Below are 22,989 nucleotides of genomic sequence, written 5' to 3' on the forward strand. Positions count from 1 at the left end.
CATAGGAAAAGGTGGGATTGAGATGAGTTTATTGAAAAAAAGTGCTGCTCTTTTAATGGCAGCCACAATGGCATTAACTGGGGCTGCTTGTTCAAATAGTAAAACAGAGGGGAAACCTGAAGCGCAGGCAAAAGTAGCACCAGTTGAAAAAAATGGTGATAAAACTGTAATTCGTTTTTGGCATGCGATGGGTGGAAAAACACAAGGTGTACTAGATGGGCTTGTTGCAGACTATAATAAATCGCAGAATAAGTACGAGATAAAGGCAGAGTTTCAAGGAACATACGAAGAGTCTTTAACGAAGTTTAAAACGATGTCTGCTACGAAAGAAGCTCCAGCTCTTGTTCAATCGAGTGAAATTACAACGAAATATATGATTGATAGCAAAAAGATTACGCCTATCGATAGTTGGATTAAAAAAGATAAGTACGATACATCAAAATTAGAAAAAGCAATTACAAATTATTATTCAGTTGATGGAAAAATGTATTCTATGCCATTTAATTCATCTACGCCAGTATTAATTTATAATAAAGATGCTTTTGCAAAGGCTGGGTTAGATCCAGAGAAAGCTCCACAAACATATGCTGAATTAAAAGAAGCCGCGAAAAAGTTAACGTTTAAAGAAGGCGGAAATGTAAAACAATATGGATTTTCTATGCTCAATTATGGTTGGTTCTTTGAAGAATTGTTAGCGACACAAGGGGCTTTATATGTAGATAATGAAAATGGCCGTAAAGATGCTGCAAAGAAAGCGGTATTTAACGGTAAAGAAGGACAGAAAGTATTTGGAATGTTAAATGAATTGAATAAAGCTGGTGCACTAGGAAAGTATGGAGCAAGTTGGGATGATATTCGTGCCGCGTTCCAATCTGGACAAGTTGCTATGTATTTAGATTCTTCAGCAGGTGTTCGTGATTTAATTGATGCATCTAAGTTTAATGTAGGTGTTTCGTATATTCCGTATCCAGAAGATTCAAAGCGAAATGGTGTTGTTATTGGCGGTGCATCATTATGGATGACGAATATGGTTTCAGAAGAAACGCAGCAAGGTGCATGGGACTTTATGAAATATTTAACGAAGCCAGACGTACAAGCAAAATGGCATACTGCAACAGGATATTTCTCAATTAATCCAGATGCATATAATGAATCGTTAGTAAAAGAGCAATATGAAAAATATCCACAGTTAAAAGTAACAGTAGAACAATTACAAGCGACGAAGCAATCTCCAGCAACTCAAGGTGCATTAATTAGTGTATTCCCAGAATCACGAGATGCAGTTGTAAAAGCATTAGAAGCAATGTATGACGGAAAGAATAGTAAAGAAGCGTTGGATGAAGCTGCAAAAGCAACAGATAGAGCGATTAGCATTTCAGCTCGTACGAGCCAAAAATAAAAGAAAGCCGTATCCTAAAGGGATACGGCTTTCTTTATAGGGAGATAAGGGATCAAAGAAATGATGAACTCTTATCTCTTTTATATGAGTAAAGGGTCTAGAATGAATATTGTCCTTTTCATTATTTATTTAACTCCATTGCAACTTGCTTACCATTTACGAAAACCTCTACCACCGCTACTACAACTTCCATCACTTTTTTCATATCTCATCTCTCCTTGTTTTTTGTTTCATTTCTTACTTTTAGTATAAGGAAATATAGTAATTACAACTATCGAATTGAATGACAAGAGACTTACAGTGTTGTAAGGAAATTAGCTGCATTTGTAATAATAATACTTTCTAGTAGTTGAGTTCAGAAAATTCCTTTAAATAAAGTTATAATTAGAAATAACTTTATTTAGAAAGAAGGAGAAAAATGAATAGGATACTTGTCATTAGTGATATTCATGGAGAGATTGATAAATTTAAAAAGTTACTTGAGGAAATACAATACAACGCAAAACAAGATCAATTAATTCTATTAGGGGATTATGTGGATCGTGGTCCGAATGCACGTGCTGTACTTGAAAAGGTGAAAGAGCTAAAAGAAGAAGGAGCATTCGTTTTAAAGGGAAATCATGAAGATATGATGATTAAAGCGCTAACGACAGATGAGGAACGCTCATGGAACCATTGGGTAAAAAGAAATGGTGGAGATAAAACGTTATATAGCTATGGATTTGTAGAAGAAGATATTGCAGTTAATGAAGGGGACTTCCAAAAGCCAATTTTACAATCTCACGTATTAGAGGAACATGTAAAATTTATTCAAGAATTAGATCATTACATTGAAACAGAAGAGTATATATTTGTACATGCTGGTGTTGAGCCAATGAAACGAGTTTCTGAATCTGAACCATATACGTTAATGTGGATCCGTAATGAATTTCATAGTGGATATAGTGGCGAAAAGGTTGTTGTATTTGGCCATACGGAAACAAAAACGCTTCATGGTAGTGAGAATTGCGGAGTATATTTTGGTAGTAATCGTATTATTGGAATTGATGGCGGGGCTGTGTATGGCGGTCAATTAAATTGTTTGGAGTTGCCGAGTAAAAAGGTGTACGTAGTAAAAAATTGAAAGAGATAAGGGGAATCTTATTTCTTTCAATTTTTTATTAAGCAAAATTTAAGAAAGAGTTTTTATAATAAAGGCTCAAAATTTTATATCTAGCAAAAACTTAGAAGGAAATAGTTGAAAATGAAATTACATAATAGGATTACATTCTTTCGTTATGAAGAGCAGAAATGTAATAATAAATAGAATTGAACTATAGTATGGAAGGTGAGAATATGCGCTTACTTGTAGTAGAAGATAATGCTTCGTTATTAGAGTCTATCGTACAAATTTTGCGTGATGAATTTGAAGTAGATACAGCGTTAAATGGAGAAGATGGATTGTTTTTGGCAATGCAAAACATTTATGATGCAATTTTACTTGATGTGATGATGCCAGGAATGGACGGGTTTGAAGTAATTCAAAAAATACGTGATGAAAGAATTGAAACGCCAGTCCTGTTTTTAACAGCGAGAGATTCTTTAGAAGATCGAGTGAAAGGATTGGATTTTGGCGGAGACGACTATATCGTAAAGCCGTTTCAAGCACCAGAACTAAAGGCGAGAATTCGTGCTTTATTACGCAGAAGTGGTAGTTTAACAACAAAGCAGACAATTCGATATAAAGGAATTGAATTGTTTGGAAAAGATAAAGATGTTCAAGTAGAGGGACAAGATATTAAGCTGACATTAAAACAATATGAGCTTTTAGAGTATCTCATTCAAAATAGCGGAAAGATTTTAATGCGTGAACAAATTTTCGATCGTGTTTGGGGATTTGATTCAGATACGACAGTAGCAATTGTAGAAGTGTATGTGCATCATTTACGTAAAAAATTAGAGCCATTCGGTTATCAGAAAGATATTCAAACTGTTCGTGGTATTGGATATATATTAAAAGAGAAATGAAAAAAGGAAGTATGTTTCAAAAAACACGCATTCGTCTGACTATAGTGAACTCATTAGTATTCATCCTATTAATAGGAGTATTAGGTAGTATTGTTTATTCGTACACATATAAGCGTATTTATAATGAAGTGGATCAATCTATAAAAATGATGGCTCAGTATGGAGAAAAACTAGATGTTAAAATACCACCAAGAAAACGCATGGAGAATATCCAAATTGGAGATCCGCGGGTAACTAGAATAACTTGGAATGGGAAAATAGTGAAAATAGAGGGCGATAATCGTAAATTTCGTTCTATTTTTGAAGAGAATTTGGAAAAGTTTTCTCCAAAAAAGTTAGAGGATTTGCAAGATATTGAAGTGCAAGGACGATATTTTAGAGCATTTGCGCTTCAAAAAGATGGAGAAATAGTTCAAATCGTGCGAGATATAACAGCGGAAGAAGGAATGTTAAATACTTTATTTTTAATTCTCGTTATAGGTTGTGGTATAGGAAGTCTCTGTGCAATAGGTATCGGCTTTTTCTTAGCTGGCAGAGCACTCATACCGATTCAAAATTCATGGGAGAAGCAGCAGCAGTTCGTTTCCGATGCATCGCATGAATTAAGAACGCCACTTGCAGTTATTCAATCAAAAACGGATGTGTTATTTCAGTCACCATCCGCTACGATAGAAGAAAAAGCGATGGACATTTCTACAATATCTAAGGAATGCAGGCGGTTATCGAAACTAGTTAGCAACTTATTGTTGTTAGCACGTTCGGATTCTAATCAAATTGAGATGGATAAAAAAATATTTGAAATGGGTAAATTGTTAGAAGAAATAGTAGATCCATATAAAGAAATTGCTTCTTATCAAGAAAAAGAGATGATATTAAAAGTAGAACGTAACATGTCTTTTATGGGTGATAGGGAACGGATTCATCAAATGATGGTCATATTGTTAGATAATGCGATGAAATATACGAATGAAGGCGGTCATATTCGAATTGATTGCATGCAAACGAGCAGCTCGATTTGTATACAGGTGAAAGATGATGGGATAGGCGTGAAAGTAGAGGATATCCCAAAATTATTTGATCGTTTTTATCAAGGGGATAAAGCAAGGAGTACATCAGAGGGAGCTGGATTAGGTCTTTCAATCGCCAAGTGGATTGTAGAAAAGCATTACGGAAAAATATTAGTAGAGAGCAAATGGGGAGAGGGTACTTGTTTTGAAGTAGTGCTCCCTAAAAATCAAAAAATATAAGTAAGAAGACGATCTTGTTTTTACAAGTTCGTCTTTTTTTAAGGGAAAGTTAAGAAACTATTTATATTATGTATTGCATAAAGAAAGATCGTTACATGAAGAAGAGATTAGAGAGGTGTATGTGAGTAAATTTTTTAGATCATAATGTTATCTCAGGCAGTGATGAGATGTATGTATAGTATTAAAAAAATGATCCCGCTATTTTCCGGGCGGTAAAACTCCCACCTTAAACCTCGGCTGGAGTCGGGTTGTTCGTAAATGCCCGATTGGTGAAGGCTAATATTCAGTGGAAGATGAAGCTTCCCACTGAGTATAGTTTCACTTTATGGGAATGATGGGAAAGAAAGTATAAGAGGGAGGAATTAGTTTTGAAGAAGAAAATGATGACGGTATTCACTATTGGAGTAATGAGTTTAAGTATATTAGGCGGTGCCTCTCCTTCTGAAACATCGAAAGGAAAGACAGACTATGCGCAGCGCAGTAAAGAGCAATTAAACAACGGAAAGATACATGCAATAAATACAGAAGAAAAAGCAGAGAAATTAGGTATTGAAACGGAAGGAAAAGAACAAATTACGCTAGAAAAAGAAATTCATGAAACAGAAGTAGGCAGAGAAGCAGAACAGTTAGGGATTTCGATTGAAGGAAAAGATGTTGGAATTCTTTCAGAAGAAATCTATGAAACAAAAGTGAAGCAAGAAGCGTTAAACTTAGGGATATCTGTAGAGAACAAATCGATTGTGGATTTAATAAGCCAAATCAATGCAATCAAAATTAATAACGAAGCAGAGAAATTAGGCGTTTCGACTGAAGGAAAAGAAATAGAAGAGGTTGCGGAAGAGATTTATGGAACAAAAGTAAGAGAAGAAGCAGGAAAGTTAGATATTTCTCAAAAAGGAAAAGAGATAGAAGAGTTAGCGCAAGAAGTGTACGAACAAAAAGTACAGGCAGAAGCAAAAAAATATCATATTGATTTGTATGGTAAAGATATATATCAAGTATTAAGAGAAATTAATGAGCAAAAAGTGCTACAAATGGCAGATGAGCTTAATATGGACAAAATGAATATGAACATTCAAGAATTAGCAGAAAAAATAAAAAGAGATCAGCCTGAAAAAGGAAAAGAACTAAATTTTGTACCGATGGTTCGAACGGATGCTGACGCGTTTTATTCTTATTTAACGAATTAAAAAGGGCGTGAGAGTGATACGAAAATTGAAGTGGTATATATGCATAGCTTTACTTGGCGTAGCAGTATGGAGTGTATATACAAATGGAATCACAAAGTATATGGAGAAATTAACATCCTTCATACAAAGCGGAAAAAGAACGGAGTTTAGTAATAATGATGAAAAGATCCTCTTATCAAATGTGCCTTTAATTCAGCAGTTACCAGAGCTGGATAGAGGGTGTGAAGTGACAAGTTTAGCAATGATGTTACAATACGCAGGCGTTTCAGTAGATAAGATGAAATTAGCAAATGAAATAAAAAAAGTTGATTTTATGGTTGATGGTGTACGCGGAAATCCGAATGAAGGGTTTGTAGGAAATATTTATACCTTTTCTGAATCCGGTTATGGTGTATATCATGGGCCACTTTTTCAGTTAGCGAAAAAATATTTATCTAATAAAGCTGTGGATTTAACAGGAAAGAGTATAGAGGAAATGTATAAGAGTGTAAAAGCAGGGCAACCGGTAGTCATGATTACAAATGCAACATATGCCCCTTTAGATGAAGATGAATTTACTACATGGAAAACAAATAGTGGGGATGTTTCTATTACATATAATGAACATTGTGTTGTACTTATTGGGTACGATAAGGAATCTGTATATATTCGAGACCCGCTTGATGATAGCTTAGATGTGAAAGTACCAAGAGAAAACTTTGAACAGGCATGGGTGCAAATGGGGAGTCAGGCAATTAGTTATGTAAAGAGCTCTAAATAAATTAGGACGGAGAGTTTTAACAATATAGCTATAAGGTGAAGGATAGAGATTTAAGGAATTATAAGAAAAGTTTTGTAGGGTGTTTTGTTTGGAATAGAAGCTGTTAAGAAATAAGAGAACTTTAGCATATATAATGCTAAAGTTCTCTTATTTTTATGATTAAAATGCTTAGAAGTAGTGAATATGTAAAAATGCATAATTGACGAAAAAATTACATGTTATCATTATATATTGTTTTATATATGTTAATTGTATAAAATTACACAAGTATTCACATTACATAAAGGAGGCTTATTATGCAAAATATATTTAACTGGGTTAAATGTATGAGTATCAAGAAAAAATTAATCATTTCATTTTTTATTATTTTAACTATACCAGGACTTATTATCGGTGGTGTTTCATATCAAACTGCCCAAACAAATTTTGAACATCAAATGACAGATAAAGCAAAGGAGAATATTTCAGTTTTAAATACTGTTATTTCTCAAAATATAGAAGAGAAATTTGTTGATGCGATGTACTTTGCAGACATCTTAACAGAGGATACATATCTAAATGGACAAGAAGAAATAGTAAGAACGAAGTTAGCACAATATATAAAGCTTCATCCAGAAGTAGAAGGTATTTATATTGGAGCGCAGACGGGGAAGTTTATAAGAGAACCATTTATTCAAATGTCTGATGGCTATAATCCAACAGATAGATCATGGTATAAAGAAGCGCATGAAAATAAAGGAAAGGTAATTGTTACTGCACCGTATCAATCAGCATCTACAAAAAATATGGTAGTGACAGTTGCTAAAGAAGTAAAAGATGGTAAAGGTGTTATAGGTATTAACTTGAATTTGAATAACATCCTAAAGGTTTCAAAAATGATTAATATTGGTGAAAAAGGCTATGCAGTTATTTTAGATCAAAATAAGCAAATTGTTAGTCATCCGTCTAGAAAGCCTGGTTCAAAGGTTACTGATCCTTGGATTAAACCAATTTATGAAGATAAACAAGGAAATGTATCTTATACAGAACAAGATGATAAAAAGAATTTAATCTTTGCAACAAATGAGAAAACAGGATGGAAAATAGTTGGAGTTATGTTTGACGAAGAAATTATGCAAGCTGCCAGTCCAGTGTTTTATAAGACTTTGATTGTCATAGCTATCGCTATTGCATTTGGTAGTGTATTAATTTATTTCATTACAAATTCTATTACAAGGCCATTACGAAAAATAGCTGAATCGGCACATAAAATTAGTAAGGGAGATTTAACCGAGAAAATTACAATCCACTCCAAGGATGATATAGGGAAACTAGGGAATTCATTTAATGAAATGTCTACGTCTTTACAAGATGTGATTACCCAAATTAGCTTTTCAGCAGAGCATGTTGCAGCATCGGCAGAAGAGTTAACAGCGAGCGTACAGCAAGCGAATGATGCGACAGATCAAATTACAATTGCAATGGAACAAGTATCAGGTGGGGCTGAATCACAAAGCCAAGGTGTTGAAGAAGGCGCGGCTACATTACAACAAGTAAATACAGCAATTCAAGATGTAACTGGAAGCGCAGAGTCAATTTCTATTTCCTCATTACATGCGCGAGAAAGAGCTGAAGAGGGAGAAGATTTAGTTGAACAAACCGCAAAACAAATGCAGTCTATTTCTAGATCGGTATCCGAGTCAGATGCTATTATTAAACTTCTTGATGAGAAGTCAAAGCAAGTAGGAGCTATTTCTGAAGCAATTCAAAACATTGCAACTCAAACAAACTTATTAGCTTTAAATGCGGCTATTGAAGCAGCAAGAGCAGGTGAACAGGGACGAGGATTTGCTATTGTAGCCGATGAAGTTAGAAAATTAGCAGAGCAATCAGGAGAATCATCTGGAGAGATTGCAAATTTAATTGCAGAAATTAAGGCTGATATTGAACATACTGTTAAGGCAATGGATAATGTGAGTGGGGAAGTTCAACAAGGCTTAGATGTTGTAACAAAAACGAAAGTAAGTTTTACAGAAATTTTAAGTTCTACTACTCATATTGTTTCTCAAGTTAATCAAATGGTAGAAACAACGAGGAGAATCGCTGGAGATGCAAATGAAGTGACAAATGCTATTGATGAAATTGCAGCGGCTGCAGAAGAAAATACAGCTAGTATGCAAAGTGTTGCAGCTTCAACAGAAGAACAAGTAAATTCGATGGAAGAAATTAGTTCGGCTTCGCAAAACTTAGCTGAGATGGCCGAAGAACTACAAGCAATGACTAGTAAATTTAAAGTATAATAACAGCAAATAAGTAAGGTGAAAATAATATCACCTTACTTATTTTTCTATTCAGCAATTAGGGGAGTCATTAGTGGGATGAAAAAAAGAAAAAAACTATGGAATTTATGGAAAACGATTACATTGCTAGTTTGTACAGTTGTAATTTTTTCTTTACTTGTTACAGATATATTAATTAGTCATAATGTAGAGTGGACAACGGAGGATAGCCAGGCAGAGAAAGCAAAAACGATTGCCCATATTGTGGCGAATGATTCGATTGTAATCGATGGTTTGATTGGAAAAGCAGATACTTCTGCAATTCAAACGTATACAAATAGAATATTAAAAAACACAGGCGTTCAATTTATTGTAGTTATGGACATGAATGGAATAAGAAAATCACATCCAAACCCTCAAAAAATAGGTCATCATTTTATTGGAGGAGATGAAGGGCCTGCATTGAAAGGAAAGGAACATGTATCGCTAGCAGAAGGAACGTTAGGTATTTCAATGCGAGTGTTTGTGCCTATATTTTCTGAAACAGGTGAACAACTTGGAGCGGTAGCCGTTGGTATCTCGGCAGATAATGTAAAAGAGAGAGTTAAGGAAAGTAGACATATTATTTATATCGGTGTCGGAGTTGGAGTACTAGTCGGAATTATAGGAGCAATATTGCTAGCTAGACATATAAAGAAAAGTTTATTCGGTCTTGAGCCGCACAGGATAGCGAAAATTCTTGAAGAAAGAAATACGATGTTACAATCTGTAAAGGAAGGCATTATTGCTGTAGATAAAGAGGCGAGAGTAACGTTAATTAATAATGAAGCGAAACGTCTATTTAAAAAAAGTGGACTTGAAGAAGATTTTATAGGTAAAGACGTTGAGCTATATATGCCGAATTCGCGTATAAAAGAAGTATTGCAAACGGGAGAGGTACAATTAAACGAAGAACAAAATATTTACGGAATTACGATTGTGACGAATCGTGTTCCTTTATATGTAAAAGGAGAAATAGTTGGCGCGATTGCAACATTTCGTGATAAAACAGAGATTAGAAAACTAGCAGAGGAACTAACTGGTATTAGACTATATGCGGAAGCATTACGGGCACAATCTCATGAGTTTATGAATAAAATGCATGTCGTATTAGGGCTTACACATATGAAACAATATGAAGAATTACAAAAGTATATAAGTGGCATGGTATCAGAGCATCAATATGAAATTGGTGGAGTTATGAAAAGAATAAAAAGTCCAGTATTTGCTGGTTTTTTACTAGGTAAACTTAGCTATGCTAGGGAGAAAAATATTAAGTTAATTATAAGTGAAGATTCTTACTTGCCGGAAATATATGATGAAAGTATTACTCATGAACTTATTACGATTGTAGGGAACTTAATAGATAATGCATTAGAGGCAGTGATACATTGCAAAAAGAAACAAGTTGAAATTGGGGTACAATATCAGAATACATTAACTATTACAGTGCAAGATACGGGGAAAGGTATAGAAGAAGACGAAGTGGATGCATTATTTACAAAAGGTTATTCCACAAAAGGGGATAATCGCGGTTATGGTTTGTATCTTGTAAAAGAAAGTATACAGCGAATAAATGGGGAGATTCACATTTCCTCCTTATTAGGAGAGGGAACAACGATAACAATTGAAATACCTAAAGGTAGGGATGAGAAGCAAATATGATTAAAGTTTTAATTGTAGAAGATGACCCGATGGTAGCAATGTTAAATACACATTATTTAGAGCAAGTAGGAGGATTCGAACTTGTTCAAGCAGTTAACTCAGTAAAATCGGCGGTAGAAGTATTAGAGAAATCACGAATAGATTTAGTCTTACTTGATATTTTTATGCCTGAAGAGACTGGGTTTGAGCTTTTAATGTATATTCGGAATCAAGAAAAAGAAATCGATATTATGATGATTTCAGCTGTACATGATATGGGGAGTATTAAAAAAGCATTACAATATGGCGTAGTAGATTATTTAATTAAACCATTTACATTTGAACGATTTAAAGATGCATTAACTATATATCGAGAAAAACTTACTTTCATGAAAGAACAACAAAAAATTAGTCAATCGGAATTAGATTCGTTAATTTTACAAAAAGAAAAAAGAGAGCCTACTGTCACTAAAGAGCTCCCGAAAGGATTAACGAAGCAAACGTTGCAATTAATTTGGCAGAAGATCGAGTCGCTGAATGGACGAGCGTTTACAACAGATGAAATGGCACAATTAGTAGGAATTTCAAGAGTTTCTATTCGAAAGTATGTAATGTTTTTGACTGAAATTGGAGTGTTAGAAAACGAAATGGTGTATCAGCATGTGGGAAGACCTGTAAGTAAATTAAGATGTGTTGATCAAAATAAAATAGGTTTTTACGTATAAGCGACTTATTATAAGTCGCTTATACTTTTTTTAATTACAAAACCAATTACAAAACTTACAAAAACTATTTTTACTATTGAAAGCGTTTTAATATTGTTATTAAGAAAACAAGGGGGTGCCATATGGGAATTCAAAAGAATGTGGAAGCGGTATCATTTGCTGAAGGAAATGAATTGAAAAATGAATCTTTCGCTTCTAAAATTATGAACGTTAAAATCGGTGTTATACCTTTACCGTTATATGTAGTATTGGCTGCTATTATTTATGGGGCATCTGTATATAATAAATTGCCAGCAGACATGATTGGTGGTTTTGCAGTTATTATGATCATGGGTATTTTCTTAGGTGACATTGGGATGAGAATTCCAATTTTAAAAAATATCGGTGGTCCAGCAATTCTCTCATTATTTATTCCATCATTACTTGTATTTTTTAACTGGATGAACCCAGCTTCAATGGAAGCTGCGACTATGTTAATGAAAAAATCGAACTTTTTATATTTATATATTTCTTGTTTAGTAGTCGGAAGTATTTTAGGAATGAATCGTAAAGTGTTAGTGCAAGGTTTCGTTCGTATGTTTATTCCTTTAGTAGTAGGAACGTTAGCTTCTGTAGCAGTAGGATTATTGGTCGGTTCACTATTCGGGTTTGAAATGAAGCATACATTCTTCTTTATTATCGTACCAATTGTGAGCGGTGGTATTGGAGAAGGGATTTTACCATTGTCATTAGCATACAGTGACATTTTAAACGAATCATCAGCAACATTCGTATCACAGCTTATTCCGGCAGCTATTATTGGGAATATGTTTGCAATCGTGAGTGCAGGGTATATGAAGCGTTTAGGCGAGAAGAGACCTGAGCTTAGTGGTAATGGTGTATTAGTGAAAACAGACAATCAAGCAGAATTATTAAAAGAACAAAATACAGAGAAGCCAATTGATTTCTCATTAATGGGAGCAGGTTTATTAATTGCATGTACGTTCTTTATCTTCGGAGGGTTTGCTTCTAAGTTCATCGGTATTCCTGGGGCAATCATTATGATTTTCTCAGCAGCACTTGTGAAATACTTTAAACTAATGCCAGCAAAAATGGAGCAAGGAGCATTCCATTTATATAAATTTATTTCAAAGAATTTAACTTGGCCGTTAATGGTCGGATTAGGATTGCTATATATTCCGTTAAAAGACGTAGCGGCAGTTCTTTCAGTGGGATATGTTGTTGTTTGTGCATCGGTTGTTCTTACAATGGTAGCATCAGGTTTTCTTATAGGAAAAGTGATGAAAATGTATCCAGTTGAATCAGCAATTGTAACTGGATGTCATAGCGGTTTAGGCGGAACTGGAGATGTTGCTATTTTATCAGCTTCAAATCGTATGGAATTAATGCCTTTCGCACAAATTTCGACGCGTTTAGGCGGGGCAGCAATGGTTGTAACAGCGACAATCTTATTAACAATGTTTTCATGATCAAACAAGCTAGCTATATTCATATAGCTAGCTTGTCAAATTAAGGGGAGATTATAAGTATGTTAGAAAATCAAATTAATGAAAGATCATTGTTATTGCATAAAGAGTTGGTAGGGAAAATTGAGATTACAAGTAAGGTAGAAGTTAATACAGCGGATGATTTAAGCCTGACTTATACACCAGGTGTAGCGGAGTCTTGTAAAGCAATTGCAGCAGATGAAGAAACAGCGTATGACTATACAGCAAGAGGGAATATGGTTGCAGTTGTTTCAGATGGAACAGCAGTACTTGGTTTAGGGAATATTGGACCGAAAGCGGCTATGCCTGTTATGGAAGGGAAAAGTATTTTATTTAAAAAGTTTGCGAATGTAGATGCTTTCCCGTTATGTTTAGGGACGACGAATGTGGATGAAATCGTTACCCTTGTGAAAAATTTAGAACCTACATTTGCAGGTATTAATTTAGAAGATATTGCAGCACCACGTTGCTTTGAAATTGAAAAACGATTAAAAGAAGAAACGAATATCCCTGTATTCCATGATGATCAACATGGAACAGCTATTGTCGTCTTAGCAGCTGTTATTAATGCATTAAAAGTTGTAAGTAAACAAATGGATAATGTGAAAATTGTTATTAACGGTGCGGGTTCGGCAGGAATTGCAATTGGAAAATTATTATTAAAAGCTGGTGCAAAACACATTACGTTAGTTAGCTTAGAAGGTATTGTTTGTGAAGGTGAAACATGGATGAACGAAGCGCAAATTGAAGTTTCAAAGAAGACAAATCGAGAATATGTGCGTGGAACATTAAAAGAAGCGATTCATCAGGCTGATATCTTTATTGGCGTATCTGCGCCTAACGTATTAACGAAAGAACTTGTAAAGACGATGAATGAGAAAGCGATTGTGTTTGCAATGGCAAATCCAATTCCAGAAATATTCCCAGAAGATGCATTAGAAGCTGGAGCTGCTGTAGTTGGAACTGGTCGTTCTGATTATTCAAATCAAGTAAATAATGTATTAGCGTTCCCTGGTATATTCCGTGGTGCTTTAGATGTACGCGCGACTGATATTACAGAAGAGATGAAATTAGCGGCAGCATATGGGATCGCTAACATAATTACGGACGAAGAGCGTAGTGCGAACTATGTAATTCCAAATCCATTAGATAAAAGAGTTGTTCCGAATGTTGCAGAAGCAGTAGCGAAAGCAGCCATAGATTCAGGTGTGGCACAAATTACGAAAATGCCAAGTTATAAATAGTAAAAAGCAGTGCCTTCAAGGCACTGCTTTTTTGAGGTAAGAAATCAAAATAATGAAGAAGTGTAGAGTTATTCGTGCTCCCGCATTATTTATCCCGCCCAAAATTCAGTGGATGCAAGGAAGTAGATTAGTTTTGACAACTTACTCAACAGTGATTACAAATTGATCATAATATTTTTCATTCGCATATATATTTAATACCCATAATCCGGATGAAGGTAGCGATATAGTGAGAGGGAGTTCGTTTGTAGTAGAATCGATTGTATTTGAAGTAGTCCAAGTTTGTTTGGAAGTTTCTTGTTGATAGAGTATTGGTGTTGGAGTTACAGATCCTTGTTTTAGCGCGATAATAGATAAATTTCCAGTTGGTATTTCAGGGTCTAGAAAGTACCACATAATTTCATTTTGTTCATTTGCGACAATAGGTGTATCAGCAATTGCAATTCTTCTTTCAATCCCCTTTAAAGGTATCTTTCCGTCTACGAAGGAGGGCGCTTCTTCCCAATTTACATCTTTTAAAACACTAAGATGAAAAAAGGAAGGGGCGTTAACCTGAGATGATGATATTACTATGGCTTCTTTTTTTAGTGCTTTTGAATCAGGTTGAGCCTGTGTGCATCCAGTGATGAGAAAGGAGAAAAGTAGCATAGTTCCGATTTTTTTCATGGTGCCACGCTCCTAATTATTATTGTTAGTGTAATTGTATTTGCTAGATAGCGGGACAATTCCTTTAAAGTATAAAAAGAGGTCGTAAGTTTTGTACGACCTCTTTTGACATTTTTTTATATTTGTTCAGTTGTGTAGGTTGGCTCGGTCTCTTTTTGAGGCATCGTCAAAAAAATAACAGACAGAACGATACATACGCCGCCTAATAATTGATATGATCCAAACGATTCATTTAGCCAAGTGATTGAAACGATGGCTGCTACAAGTGGTTCAATACTAGATAAAATACTTGTTTCTGTTGCTGCTAAATATTTAAGACTACCAATATAAAGAAGGAAAGAAAGGGTCCCACTAATAATGATAAGAATAAGCATAGAAAAAGTTTTTAGTGTAAGAGTTTGTGAAAATTGATTCCATCCAAATGAACGATTATAAATAAGTAGTGCAATTCCTCCGATTAACATCCCCCAACCAATTACTACAGTTGTTCCGCATTCTTTAATGAGAGAAGCTGGATGAAGGGTATAAAATGCAAATCCAATTGCCGTTAATAGTCCGAAAATAATGGCTGATTTAGATAAAACAATATTTTCGATTGAGCCATTTGTAATAATAAAGTATGTTCCTGTTAGCGCAGTTATAATTGCAAGTAGTTGCATAGAAGCAGGGAATTTTCTTTGCTGAAATGCAACATACATTGTAATAAGAACAGGGCCTAGAAATTGAAAGAGTGTTGCTGTGACAGCATTACTAATATGAACTGTTTCGATAAAGGCATATTGCGCGCCGAGCATGCCAAGAATAGAGAAAATAATAAGCTGTATAGAATGTCTAGGATGTTTCCAAATTTGAAATATGTTTTGTTTCTTTATTAGTAAGATAGATAAAATAAATACTCCTGCAAGCAACAAGCGAATTGTTAAAAAATCAATTGATGATACGTTCGTATGTTGAAATAGCCATTGAATCATCGGTCCAGATAATCCCCATAATGTGGCTCCTGTAATAATCATAATGAGTCCAATACGTCTATTTTTGTTCATGATCATGCATCTCCTCTTTAGTATTTGATTTTTTATGTGTGACATGATAAAAGGAATTATATATAAAATCTGGTACTGTAAAAAGTATCAGATTTTAGTTTTATTAAGGGGTCAGATATTATGTTAGAATTAACGCCTAATTTAAATATGAATAGTAAGAAGGCATTGTATGTGCAGTTGTATGAGTATATAAAAAAAGAAATTAAAGATGGAACAATTCTATCTTTTACGAAATTACCAGCTAAGCGAAAGTTAGCAACACATTTACAAGTAAGTAAAAATACAGTAGAGGCAGCTTACGAGCAATTACTTGCAGAAGGTTATATTGAATCAATTTCGAGAAAAGGTTATTTTGTATGTAAGATTGAGCAAATGGTTCATGTAGAAGAAAACGAAGAGAAAATAGAAGAAGTACCCTTTCAGGAGAGGGGTTATAAATTTGATTTCACACAAACAGGAGTCGATACAAATGCTTTTCCGTTCAATATGTATCGAAAAATTATAAATGACGTATGGCAGCCTCATAATAATGAGTTGCTCTTTCTTGGTCACCCACAAGGAGAATGGAGCTTAAGAGAAGAAATTGCGAACTATTTGTATGAATCTAGAGGTGTGCGTTGTGCAGCTAGTCAAATCGTATTAGGAGCGGGAACACAAATATTAGTGAAATTACTGTTTCAATTATTAAAAGGAAGTAATTATGCAGTTGAAAACCCAGGTTATCATAGGAAAATGGTTGTTTTTGAACAGGGAGAAGAGAAGGTTCAAATGTTGTCTTTAGACAGGGACGGAATTTGTATGGCAGATTTAGAAAATAGCGATGCAAATATTGTATTTGTAACTCCATCCCATCAATTCCCATGCGGAATGATTATGCCTATCACGAGAAGGATGCAGCTTTTACAATGGGCGAAGAAAGAAGAAGGTAGGTATATTATTGAAGATGATTACGATAGTGAATTTCGCTATTCGGGAAAACCTATACCGGCACTGCAAGGGTTAGATACAGACGGGAAAGTTATTTATATGGGGACGCTATCGAAAGCATTGTTGCCATCATTACGGATGAGCTATATGGTGTTACCAAAGAAATTGATTAAAAAGTATCAACAACAATATTTATTTTATACACAAAGTGTTTCAAGAATGGACCAAGAAGTGATTAGAAGGTTTTTAAATGAAGGATATTGGGAAAAACATATTCATAAAATGCGTGTCGTCTATCGAAAGAAGAGAGATCGACTTGTTTTTGAACTAGAAAATTACTTCTCAAATCGTGTTGAAGTGATAGGAGAAGATTCAGGATTGCACATTTTATTAAAGGTGCATAATGGAATGCGGGAAAAAGAATTAATTAAAGAAGCTGCGAAACATAGTATCAAAATATACCCTGTGTCTACGTACTATAAAGACGGTACTGCACCTGAAAATATAGTACTACTTGGATTTGCGATTTTATCAGAAGAAGAAATTGCGAAAGCGATTCAATTATTAAATAAGGCATGGTTTATAAAAAAGTAAAAAAACATCCTCATATATGAGAGGATGTTTTTTATTATTTATTTTCATCTAGGAATAAGACCATATGCTCTTCATCCCAATATTGTCCGTTATATTTCAGTGAACGTTCTTGTACACCAAACGTTTTAAAGCCTAATGACTCATAAAGTTTCTTCGCACCATCGTTTCCGACAACAACATCAAGCATAACTTGTTCTACGTCTAAAGATTTAGCAAGCTCAAGACATTCTTTAATAAGTGCTTTTCCTGCTCCAAGTCCGCGTGCTTTTGGAGACACATATACGGAACCAATTTTTGCTTTATGTTCTTGTTTTACATATGGTTTCGTTTCCAGTGTAGCAACTCCGATTAATTTTCCGTCTTTAAATGCACCTAGTGTATAGTTTTCGTCTTGTGCTAGTTTTTGTGCTTTATATTCAATAGCACACTCTTTATTAATAATATCTTCATAAGAAGAGCTGAAAGCTTCAGGGTTTTGCTTTAATCCTTCTACGCGAAGTTCTAAGTAAATTTCTGCTTCGTCTTTTGTTAATACATGGATATCCAATTATATCACCCTCCAGATCTTTGACAAATGTACCTTTACCATGCTATTCGCGGGCAGTAAGGCTCCAATTTTAAAATTCGGCGAATGCGCGGAAGTTAGGTGGGAGGTAACTGCCCGTAAATGCCCGATTGGTTCAACTAATAATCCATGGAGTGAACCTTTCCATGGATTAAAGTTTCACTTTATTTTATATTGAAATAAGAATAATTTCAAAAGCTTAGCTTCTAAGGGCAGATTTTATGAACAAAATAACACCAGTAGTGTTTACTACTACTGGTGTTTTCACACGCATCTTATTCAAAAGGAATCTCGATTATAAAGTTTGTTCCCACTCCTAATTGGCTTGTTACTAGAATGGAACCGTTATGCAATTCTACAATTTCCTTTGCAACAGCCAGTCCGATACCTTTTCCTCCAGTAGCCCTCGTTCTGGATTTATCAACACGGTAAAAGCGATCGAAAATATGCGGGATATCTTCTTCTGGAATACCTTCACCTTCATCTTGTACACTGATTGTAAAATAATCTGCTTCCGTTAGTACACGTATTGTTATAGTAGTGTTTTCTGGTGAATGCTGATAAGCATTATGCAATAAATTTAACATAACTTGTTCCATGCGTCTTTCGTCTATGCAAACTTCTAAATCGTTTTTACAATATACATGAAGTTGCATTTGTTTGTTCGTTAATGTTGTTTTTGTTTTTTCAACCATTCTTTCTAAAAATGGTTGAAGAAGCATCGTTTGTTTTTTAATAACAAATTGGTGTTGTTCTAATTGTACAAGCATAAATAAATCTTGTACGAGATCGGTTACACTATCCGTTTCGTCCTCAATGATTTGTAAATATTCTTCGCGTTCTTCTTTCGTTAAAGAGTCTCTCTTTGCTACCTTTGCATAACCTTTCATATAGGTTAATGGAGTTAATAATTCGTGAGCAACACTAGCGAGGAATTCATTTCGTTCTTTTTTCATATACGTAAGTTCACTCGATAAATCTTCAATCGTTTTTGCTAAACTTCCAAGTTCATCATTTCGTTTAATTCCTAATTGAATTGGCTTATTTAATTTTGAAATTTTTTCGGTCGCTCTTTTCATTTTTATAAGCGGCTCTGTAATAACTCGAGAAAAAACAAAAACAGAAATCGTTGTTAAAATAATTGTTAAAATACTGATGATAAGAAATTGGTCCATGAGTTTAATTAACATATTTTCTAAAAAAGATGTCTTTAATAACATATGTAAGTTACCTTGAAATCCAGTTATTTCAAGTGGGCTTACTGTAGAGATGAATTTCGATTTTTTCCAGTTTTTTTCTACGATCACCCCGTTTTGGGGGATATTTTTCGTTTTGCAAATAAGTTGTTTTTGCATTTCCTTTGTTACGGGTTCTGAGGTGGAAATAATTTTGCCGTTCTTGTCAGTTATAATGATAGTGGTATCGGTGTTAGCAATTAATTCTGAGCCAATTAATTCTTCAGCTGCATGCTCGATAGTGAACTCTTGATACCAAGGGCGTTTAGGTCGTTCGGTGTTTGGTTTTTGTTTAGAATATTCATTCCATTTTGCGCGGTTTACAATTTTGTCACGATACCGATTGCCTTTTTCTAATAGAGCACCTGTTTCTTCTGTAATCCGCATTTTTGAAATACTTTTGTAAAAGGATACGAAAGCAATTGTTTCAATACATAAAGCTAATATTAAAAAGTATGTCCCAATTTTAAGTGAAAGTTTACTCATTTTCCCACCATACCTTATTCATAATAAAGGGTCAGTGGTATGATATTTCCACTGACCTAAATAATTATTCACTTTTCCATTTATATCCGACTTTATAAACGGTTTCTAAATAATCCTCGACTGGAAATCCTTTTTTACGTAATTTATCACGGATATTGCGAATATGCGAATCAATCGTTCTATATTCGATGTCTGTTTCATAGCCCCAAATTTTTTCGATTAAATCATCTCGGCTGTAAGCACGGTTTGTATTTTGTAAAAACAGTCCAAGTAATGAAAATTCGATAGGAGTTAGTGAGATTTTTTCGTCATACACTGTGACAGTATGTTTCGTTTTATCCCACTCAATACCATTGAAGCTAACAAAGCCATCTTTCTTTGTCCGGCGTAATATAGCTTCAATTCGTGCGACTAATACATGCTCATCAAATGGTTTTGTGATATAGTCGTCTGCTCCCATAGTAAGGCCTTTAACCATATCGTAATTTTGATTACGAGCTGTTAGCATAATGATTGGAACGTTGGAAATTTGACGGATTTGATAGCAAGTATCCCATCCGTCCATATTTGGCATCATAACATCTAATAAAATAATATCGAATTTTTTTTGCTCGATTAATTCCAGCGCTTCAAGGCCAGATTTAGCTTTCATACAAAAATAGCCGCGAGGGCTTAAGAAAAGATCTAGCAATCGTAACATACGTTCTTCATCGTCTACTAATAAAATTTTTACCATAATCTTGTGCACCCCAAACTATTCATTCTACTTGTATAGTTTACATGAAAATAATAAAAAACTCTTTTTATGTGATTGAATGGATGGCTGATTTTTTCGCTCAGGGCAATTGACATAAAAAATGCACTAGTTTTGCACAACTATTATTTATAATAGAAAACGTAGCGACACAAATACCCTATGTTGCGACATAACGTCATGTCATTTTATTTATAAAATGACAATTCCATTCTATTGTGTATGTGAGATAGAGAGGGTTTTCGTATTCACCTCGCATCGGATAAGAAAAATTTCCTATCTCACACTTTTTTTAAAAGGAGATAATACACATGAATCCAAAAGAAGAAATTTCAAAAAAAGAAAAGCAAGATCGTAATACGGTTGTAATGTGTGTTGCCGTATCTATGATTATTATTATAAGTTGCGTAAATAAAATTTTGGGGATTTTATAATATATAAAAGCTGATTACTTGTTAACAAGCAATCAGCTTTTTTTATTTTATCCGATTGGTGTGGAGTAATAACTAGTGGGGGAATGACTTCCTGGATTAAAGTTCTACTTTATCAAGAGGCATATTTTTATATAATAAACCAAGGTAAAATTGCTAATCCAGAAGTTACCATTGCTGTAGCACATATTAAAAAGATAGCTCGTTTTTTTTGTTTCATGTCACATTCTCCTCTACATATCAATTGAATGCTGTTCGTTCATTTTATATTTTTAGTATAATGAATGGAAAGGATTGGTACGATCGATAAAGGTGACATGAAGATTACATTGTTGTAATGAAAAAAGCATCTTTCTTAATAAGAAGATGCTTTGGGAAAACTATCCCGCTATTTGTGGATTAATAATCAGTGGGGATAGACACCCCCACCAATTAAAGTTTCACTTTATATTGAAGTATTAATCATTTAAGAATAAAACCATATGTTCTTCGTCCCAATATTGACCGTTGTGCTTTAATGAACGTTCTTGCACGCCGTAAGTTTGGAAACCTAATGACTCATATAGTTTTTTTGCGGCATCGTTACCAACTACAACATCGAGCATAAGTTGTTCTACATGTAATTTATCGGCATTTTCAATAATTGCTTTAATTAGAGCTCGTCCTGCCCCAAGGCCACGTGCTTTTGGGGAAACAAAAACGGAGCCGATTTTTGCTTTATGTTCTTGTTTAATGAATGGTTTTGTTTCTAAAGTAGCAATACCAATCAAATCGTTATCGTTGAAGACACCTAGAGTATACTTATCGGGATTGCTTAATCTTTTTGCCATAGCAGCTACAGGATTTTCATGTTTAAGAACATCTTCATAAGAAGAGCTAAAAGCTTCCGGGTTCTTCGTTAAACCTTCCATACAAACTTTTAAATATATTTCTGCGTCCTCTGTTGTTAATAAGCGAATTTCCATAGTTGTAACCTCCTTGGTGGATTTCAAATAAATCCATTACTTTTATAAGATTGAGTATGCGTTTTTTAGCAGTCTCTTTTAATTTGTAAAAGAATGAAAAGATATATGCTACAATGTTTTGATTTAATTGTGTAATGAAATTATATATTAACTTTATTAACTATTCAAGTATTTAATATATTACATTTTTATAACTAAAATAACTCCTCGATCGAGGAGTTATTTTTTAAACATTCAATTGATAGCCATCAATTCGTTTTGGATGTGTGTAAATATTACAAGAGTCATTTCTAATAAATCCTACGACTGTAATGCCTAAGTCATGAGCAAGTTGCAAGGCTAGTTTTGTTGGAGCGGATTTGGATAGAACAATTTCACAGCCGATTTTTGAAACTTTGAGTAAAATTTCAGATGAAATACGTCCGCTAAATGCGATAATTTTTCCTTTAACAGATATATCATTACGTAAACAATAGCCGTATATTTTATCTAATGCGTTATGTCTTCCGATATCCATTCTTGATATAAGGATATTGTTTCGATCACATAGCGCAGTATTGTGAACACCGCCGGTTTGGCGAAATGTAGTGGAAGATTGTTGTAAGGCATTCATTAAGTAAAAGCATTCTTCAGGAGTAATTTTTACATGTATATCATGTAAATCTTTTGCTTTTGCGGCGTCGTTTACGAAAATAAAACCTTGTCTACCTTTTCCGCAGCAAGAAGTGATGTATCGTTTATTATATAAAGTTTGATAGAGTGGATTCACTTTTGATGATTTTACATGGACAATTCCGTTCTCTTTTTGAACCCATATTTCTTCAACATCTTTATAGGAAGAAATAATTCCTTCAGAAATTAAAAAACCAACTACCATATCTTCAATGTAATTTGGTGTGCATACAACTGTTACGTATTCTTCACCATTTAATTTAATAGTAATAGGAGATTCTGTAACAATCTCATCAACTTGTTTTGAAAATGAGCCAGATTGATAGCGTACAATCGTATATGTCTCTTGCGTAAACTCCATATTAAATTCCCCTTTTATATGTATTTTTCTCCCACATTTATCATAAAACATTGAAAAAATAAAAACACCTATTAGCAGGGAAATCACAGATTATTTTGGTTATTATTGTATATGTACGATATAATAGAACTGTAGAATAGTGACATTTTCAAGCTTTCGTAGTTATACCTTATAACATCAAGAATCGACTTCATAAGAAAAGGATTTCAGCAGAGCGTTTCAAAAATATGTACAGTAACTTGTTTTTTGAAAACGGATTCATAAACGTGTTGTACAGTTGGTTGTAAGGA

At 34.2% G+C, this 22,989-nt stretch carries 20 protein-coding genes and 1 pseudogene; 14 read left to right on the forward strand and 7 right to left on the reverse strand.

The features are described from left to right. Positions 1-22: 22 nt before the first annotated feature. From G9F74_RS20945 to G9F74_RS20995, 12 genes and pseudogenes are all read left to right on the forward strand, one after another. A complete protein-coding gene (locus G9F74_RS20945) occupies positions 23-1,399 on the forward strand; it encodes an ABC transporter substrate-binding protein (RefSeq protein WP_016107494.1) in 1,377 nt (458 codons plus the stop codon). A 418-nt stretch (positions 1,400-1,817) separates the two neighbouring features. After that, positions 1,818-2,522, forward strand: coding sequence for a metallophosphoesterase family protein (locus G9F74_RS20950; protein ID WP_001079919.1), 705 nt, complete (start codon positions 1,818-1,820; stop codon positions 2,520-2,522). A gap of 212 nt (positions 2,523-2,734) precedes the next feature. Next, the gene (locus tag G9F74_RS20955; protein ID WP_001238627.1) at positions 2,735-3,406 is read left to right on the forward strand and encodes a response regulator transcription factor; all 672 of its coding nucleotides are present in this window, start codon (positions 2,735-2,737) and stop codon (positions 3,404-3,406) included. An 11-nt stretch (positions 3,407-3,417) separates the two neighbouring features. Beyond that, on the forward strand, positions 3,418-4,653 hold the full coding sequence (locus G9F74_RS20960; protein ID WP_033668301.1) for a sensor histidine kinase: 1,236 nt from the start codon (positions 3,418-3,420) through the stop codon (positions 4,651-4,653). A 368-nt stretch (positions 4,654-5,021) separates the two neighbouring features. Then, positions 5,022-5,843, forward strand: a complete 822-nt coding sequence (locus G9F74_RS20965) for a hypothetical protein (RefSeq protein ID WP_016107496.1) — start codon at positions 5,022-5,024, stop codon at positions 5,841-5,843. A 13-nt stretch (positions 5,844-5,856) separates the two neighbouring features. Further along, positions 5,857-6,603 carry a C39 family peptidase gene (locus G9F74_RS20970; RefSeq protein WP_000619783.1) on the forward strand — a complete coding sequence of 249 codons (747 nt, stop codon included), beginning with the start codon at positions 5,857-5,859 and terminating at the stop codon, positions 6,601-6,603. A 437-nt stretch (positions 6,604-7,040) separates the two neighbouring features. Continuing rightward, positions 7,041-7,943, forward strand: a pseudogene (locus tag G9F74_RS30690) (HAMP domain-containing protein); the annotation flags it as partial. Positions 7,944-8,063: 120 nt separating this feature from the next. After that, complete coding sequence (locus tag G9F74_RS30695; protein WP_435051734.1) at positions 8,064-8,882, forward strand: methyl-accepting chemotaxis protein; 819 nt, start codon at positions 8,064-8,066, stop codon at positions 8,880-8,882. Positions 8,883-8,960: 78 nt separating this feature from the next. After that, positions 8,961-10,565, forward strand: a complete 1,605-nt coding sequence (locus tag G9F74_RS20980; protein WP_016107498.1) for a sensor histidine kinase — start codon at positions 8,961-8,963, stop codon at positions 10,563-10,565. Next, positions 10,562-11,269, forward strand: coding sequence for a response regulator (locus tag G9F74_RS20985; RefSeq protein WP_016107499.1), 708 nt, complete (start codon positions 10,562-10,564; stop codon positions 11,267-11,269). The genes G9F74_RS20980 and G9F74_RS20985 overlap by 4 nt, the downstream gene beginning before the upstream one ends. Before the next feature lie 122 nt (positions 11,270-11,391). Next, positions 11,392-12,738 (forward strand): 2-hydroxycarboxylate transporter family protein, encoded by a 1,347-nt coding sequence (locus G9F74_RS20990; RefSeq protein WP_000512713.1) that lies wholly within the window; start codon positions 11,392-11,394, stop codon positions 12,736-12,738. Positions 12,739-12,797: 59 nt separating this feature from the next. Continuing rightward, entirely contained in the window at positions 12,798-14,000 is a 1,203-nt protein-coding gene (locus G9F74_RS20995; RefSeq protein ID WP_000892431.1) for an NAD(P)-dependent malic enzyme, read from the forward strand. A gap of 141 nt (positions 14,001-14,141) precedes the next feature. Here the strand turns inward: G9F74_RS20995 and G9F74_RS21000 are convergent, their stop codons facing one another. Both G9F74_RS21000 and G9F74_RS21005 read right to left on the reverse strand, forming a co-directional pair. Next, positions 14,142-14,666: a DUF4871 domain-containing protein gene (locus G9F74_RS21000; protein ID WP_097854350.1), complete on the reverse strand. Its 525-nt coding sequence runs from the start codon at positions 14,664-14,666 to the stop codon at positions 14,142-14,144. Between the two features lie 116 nt (positions 14,667-14,782). Further along, a complete protein-coding gene (locus G9F74_RS21005) occupies positions 14,783-15,709 on the reverse strand; it encodes a DMT family transporter (RefSeq protein ID WP_016107501.1) in 927 nt (308 codons plus the stop codon). A gap of 120 nt (positions 15,710-15,829) precedes the next feature. On the opposite strand from G9F74_RS21005, the gene pdxR reads away from it, so the two are divergent. Then, positions 15,830-17,230, forward strand: coding sequence for a MocR-like pyridoxine biosynthesis transcription factor PdxR (pdxR, locus tag G9F74_RS21010; RefSeq protein WP_016107502.1), 1,401 nt, complete (start codon positions 15,830-15,832; stop codon positions 17,228-17,230). A gap of 34 nt (positions 17,231-17,264) precedes the next feature. On the opposite strand, the gene G9F74_RS21015 is transcribed toward pdxR, so the two are convergent. The 3 genes from G9F74_RS21015 to G9F74_RS21025 form a co-directional block, all read right to left on the reverse strand. Further along, a complete protein-coding gene (locus tag G9F74_RS21015; RefSeq protein WP_000351211.1) occupies positions 17,265-17,777 on the reverse strand; it encodes a GNAT family N-acetyltransferase in 513 nt (170 codons plus the stop codon). Between the two features lie 293 nt (positions 17,778-18,070). Next, the gene (locus G9F74_RS21020) at positions 18,071-19,516 is read right to left on the reverse strand and encodes a HAMP domain-containing sensor histidine kinase (RefSeq protein ID WP_000041010.1); all 1,446 of its coding nucleotides are present in this window, start codon (positions 19,514-19,516) and stop codon (positions 18,071-18,073) included. Between the two features lie 64 nt (positions 19,517-19,580). Next, positions 19,581-20,252, reverse strand: coding sequence for a response regulator transcription factor (locus G9F74_RS21025; RefSeq protein WP_000238941.1), 672 nt, complete (start codon positions 20,250-20,252; stop codon positions 19,581-19,583). Positions 20,253-20,581: 329 nt separating this feature from the next. On the opposite strand from G9F74_RS21025, the gene G9F74_RS30170 reads away from it, so the two are divergent. Next, on the forward strand, positions 20,582-20,704 hold the full coding sequence (locus G9F74_RS30170) for a hypothetical protein (protein ID WP_001068390.1): 123 nt from the start codon (positions 20,582-20,584) through the stop codon (positions 20,702-20,704). A 455-nt stretch (positions 20,705-21,159) separates the two neighbouring features. Here G9F74_RS30170 and G9F74_RS21030 read toward each other — a convergent pair whose 3' ends face one another. Together G9F74_RS21030 and fdhD are read right to left on the reverse strand one after the other, a co-directional pair. Beyond that, a complete protein-coding gene (locus tag G9F74_RS21030; protein WP_000405887.1) occupies positions 21,160-21,666 on the reverse strand; it encodes a GNAT family N-acetyltransferase in 507 nt (168 codons plus the stop codon). 226 nt (positions 21,667-21,892) lie between these two features. Beyond that, positions 21,893-22,699 (reverse strand): formate dehydrogenase accessory sulfurtransferase FdhD, encoded by an 807-nt coding sequence (gene fdhD / locus G9F74_RS21035; RefSeq protein ID WP_000397291.1) that lies wholly within the window; start codon positions 22,697-22,699, stop codon positions 21,893-21,895. Positions 22,700-22,989 lie beyond the last annotated feature (290 nt).

It is taken from the genome of Bacillus sp. EKM202B (genome assembly GCF_011066025.1).
Taxonomy (GTDB): Bacteria; Bacillota; Bacilli; order Bacillales; family Bacillaceae_G; genus Bacillus_A; species Bacillus_A toyonensis.

Coding starts and splice junctions, on each gene's coding strand:
- G9F74_RS20945 (WP_016107494.1), top strand. CDS start 23: ATGAGTTTATTGAAAAAAAGTGCTGCTCTTTTAATGGCAGCCACAATG.
- G9F74_RS20950 (WP_001079919.1), top strand. CDS start 1,818: ATGAATAGGATACTTGTCATTAGTGATATTCATGGAGAGATTGATAAA.
- G9F74_RS20955 (WP_001238627.1), top strand. CDS start 2,735: ATGCGCTTACTTGTAGTAGAAGATAATGCTTCGTTATTAGAGTCTATC.
- G9F74_RS20960 (WP_033668301.1), top strand. CDS start 3,418: ATGTTTCAAAAAACACGCATTCGTCTGACTATAGTGAACTCATTAGTA.
- G9F74_RS30695 (WP_435051734.1), top strand. CDS start 8,064: ATGGAACAAGTATCAGGTGGGGCTGAATCACAAAGCCAAGGTGTTGAA.
- G9F74_RS20980 (WP_016107498.1), top strand. CDS start 8,961: ATGAAAAAAAGAAAAAAACTATGGAATTTATGGAAAACGATTACATTG.
- G9F74_RS20985 (WP_016107499.1), top strand. CDS start 10,562: ATGATTAAAGTTTTAATTGTAGAAGATGACCCGATGGTAGCAATGTTA.
- G9F74_RS20990 (WP_000512713.1), top strand. CDS start 11,392: ATGGGAATTCAAAAGAATGTGGAAGCGGTATCATTTGCTGAAGGAAAT.
- G9F74_RS20995 (WP_000892431.1), top strand. CDS start 12,798: ATGTTAGAAAATCAAATTAATGAAAGATCATTGTTATTGCATAAAGAG.
- G9F74_RS21000 (WP_097854350.1), bottom strand. CDS start 14,666: ATGAAAAAAATCGGAACTATGCTACTTTTCTCCTTTCTCATCACTGGA.
- G9F74_RS21005 (WP_016107501.1), bottom strand. CDS start 15,709: ATGAACAAAAATAGACGTATTGGACTCATTATGATTATTACAGGAGCC.
- pdxR (WP_016107502.1), top strand. CDS start 15,830: ATGTTAGAATTAACGCCTAATTTAAATATGAATAGTAAGAAGGCATTG.
- G9F74_RS21020 (WP_000041010.1), bottom strand. CDS start 19,516: ATGAGTAAACTTTCACTTAAAATTGGGACATACTTTTTAATATTAGCT.
- G9F74_RS21025 (WP_000238941.1), bottom strand. CDS start 20,252: ATGGTAAAAATTTTATTAGTAGACGATGAAGAACGTATGTTACGATTG.
- G9F74_RS30170 (WP_001068390.1), top strand. CDS start 20,582: ATGAATCCAAAAGAAGAAATTTCAAAAAAAGAAAAGCAAGATCGTAAT.
- G9F74_RS21030 (WP_000405887.1), bottom strand. CDS start 21,666: ATGGAAATTCGCTTATTAACAACAGAGGACGCAGAAATATATTTAAAA.
- fdhD (WP_000397291.1), bottom strand. CDS start 22,699: ATGGAGTTTACGCAAGAGACATATACGATTGTACGCTATCAATCTGGC.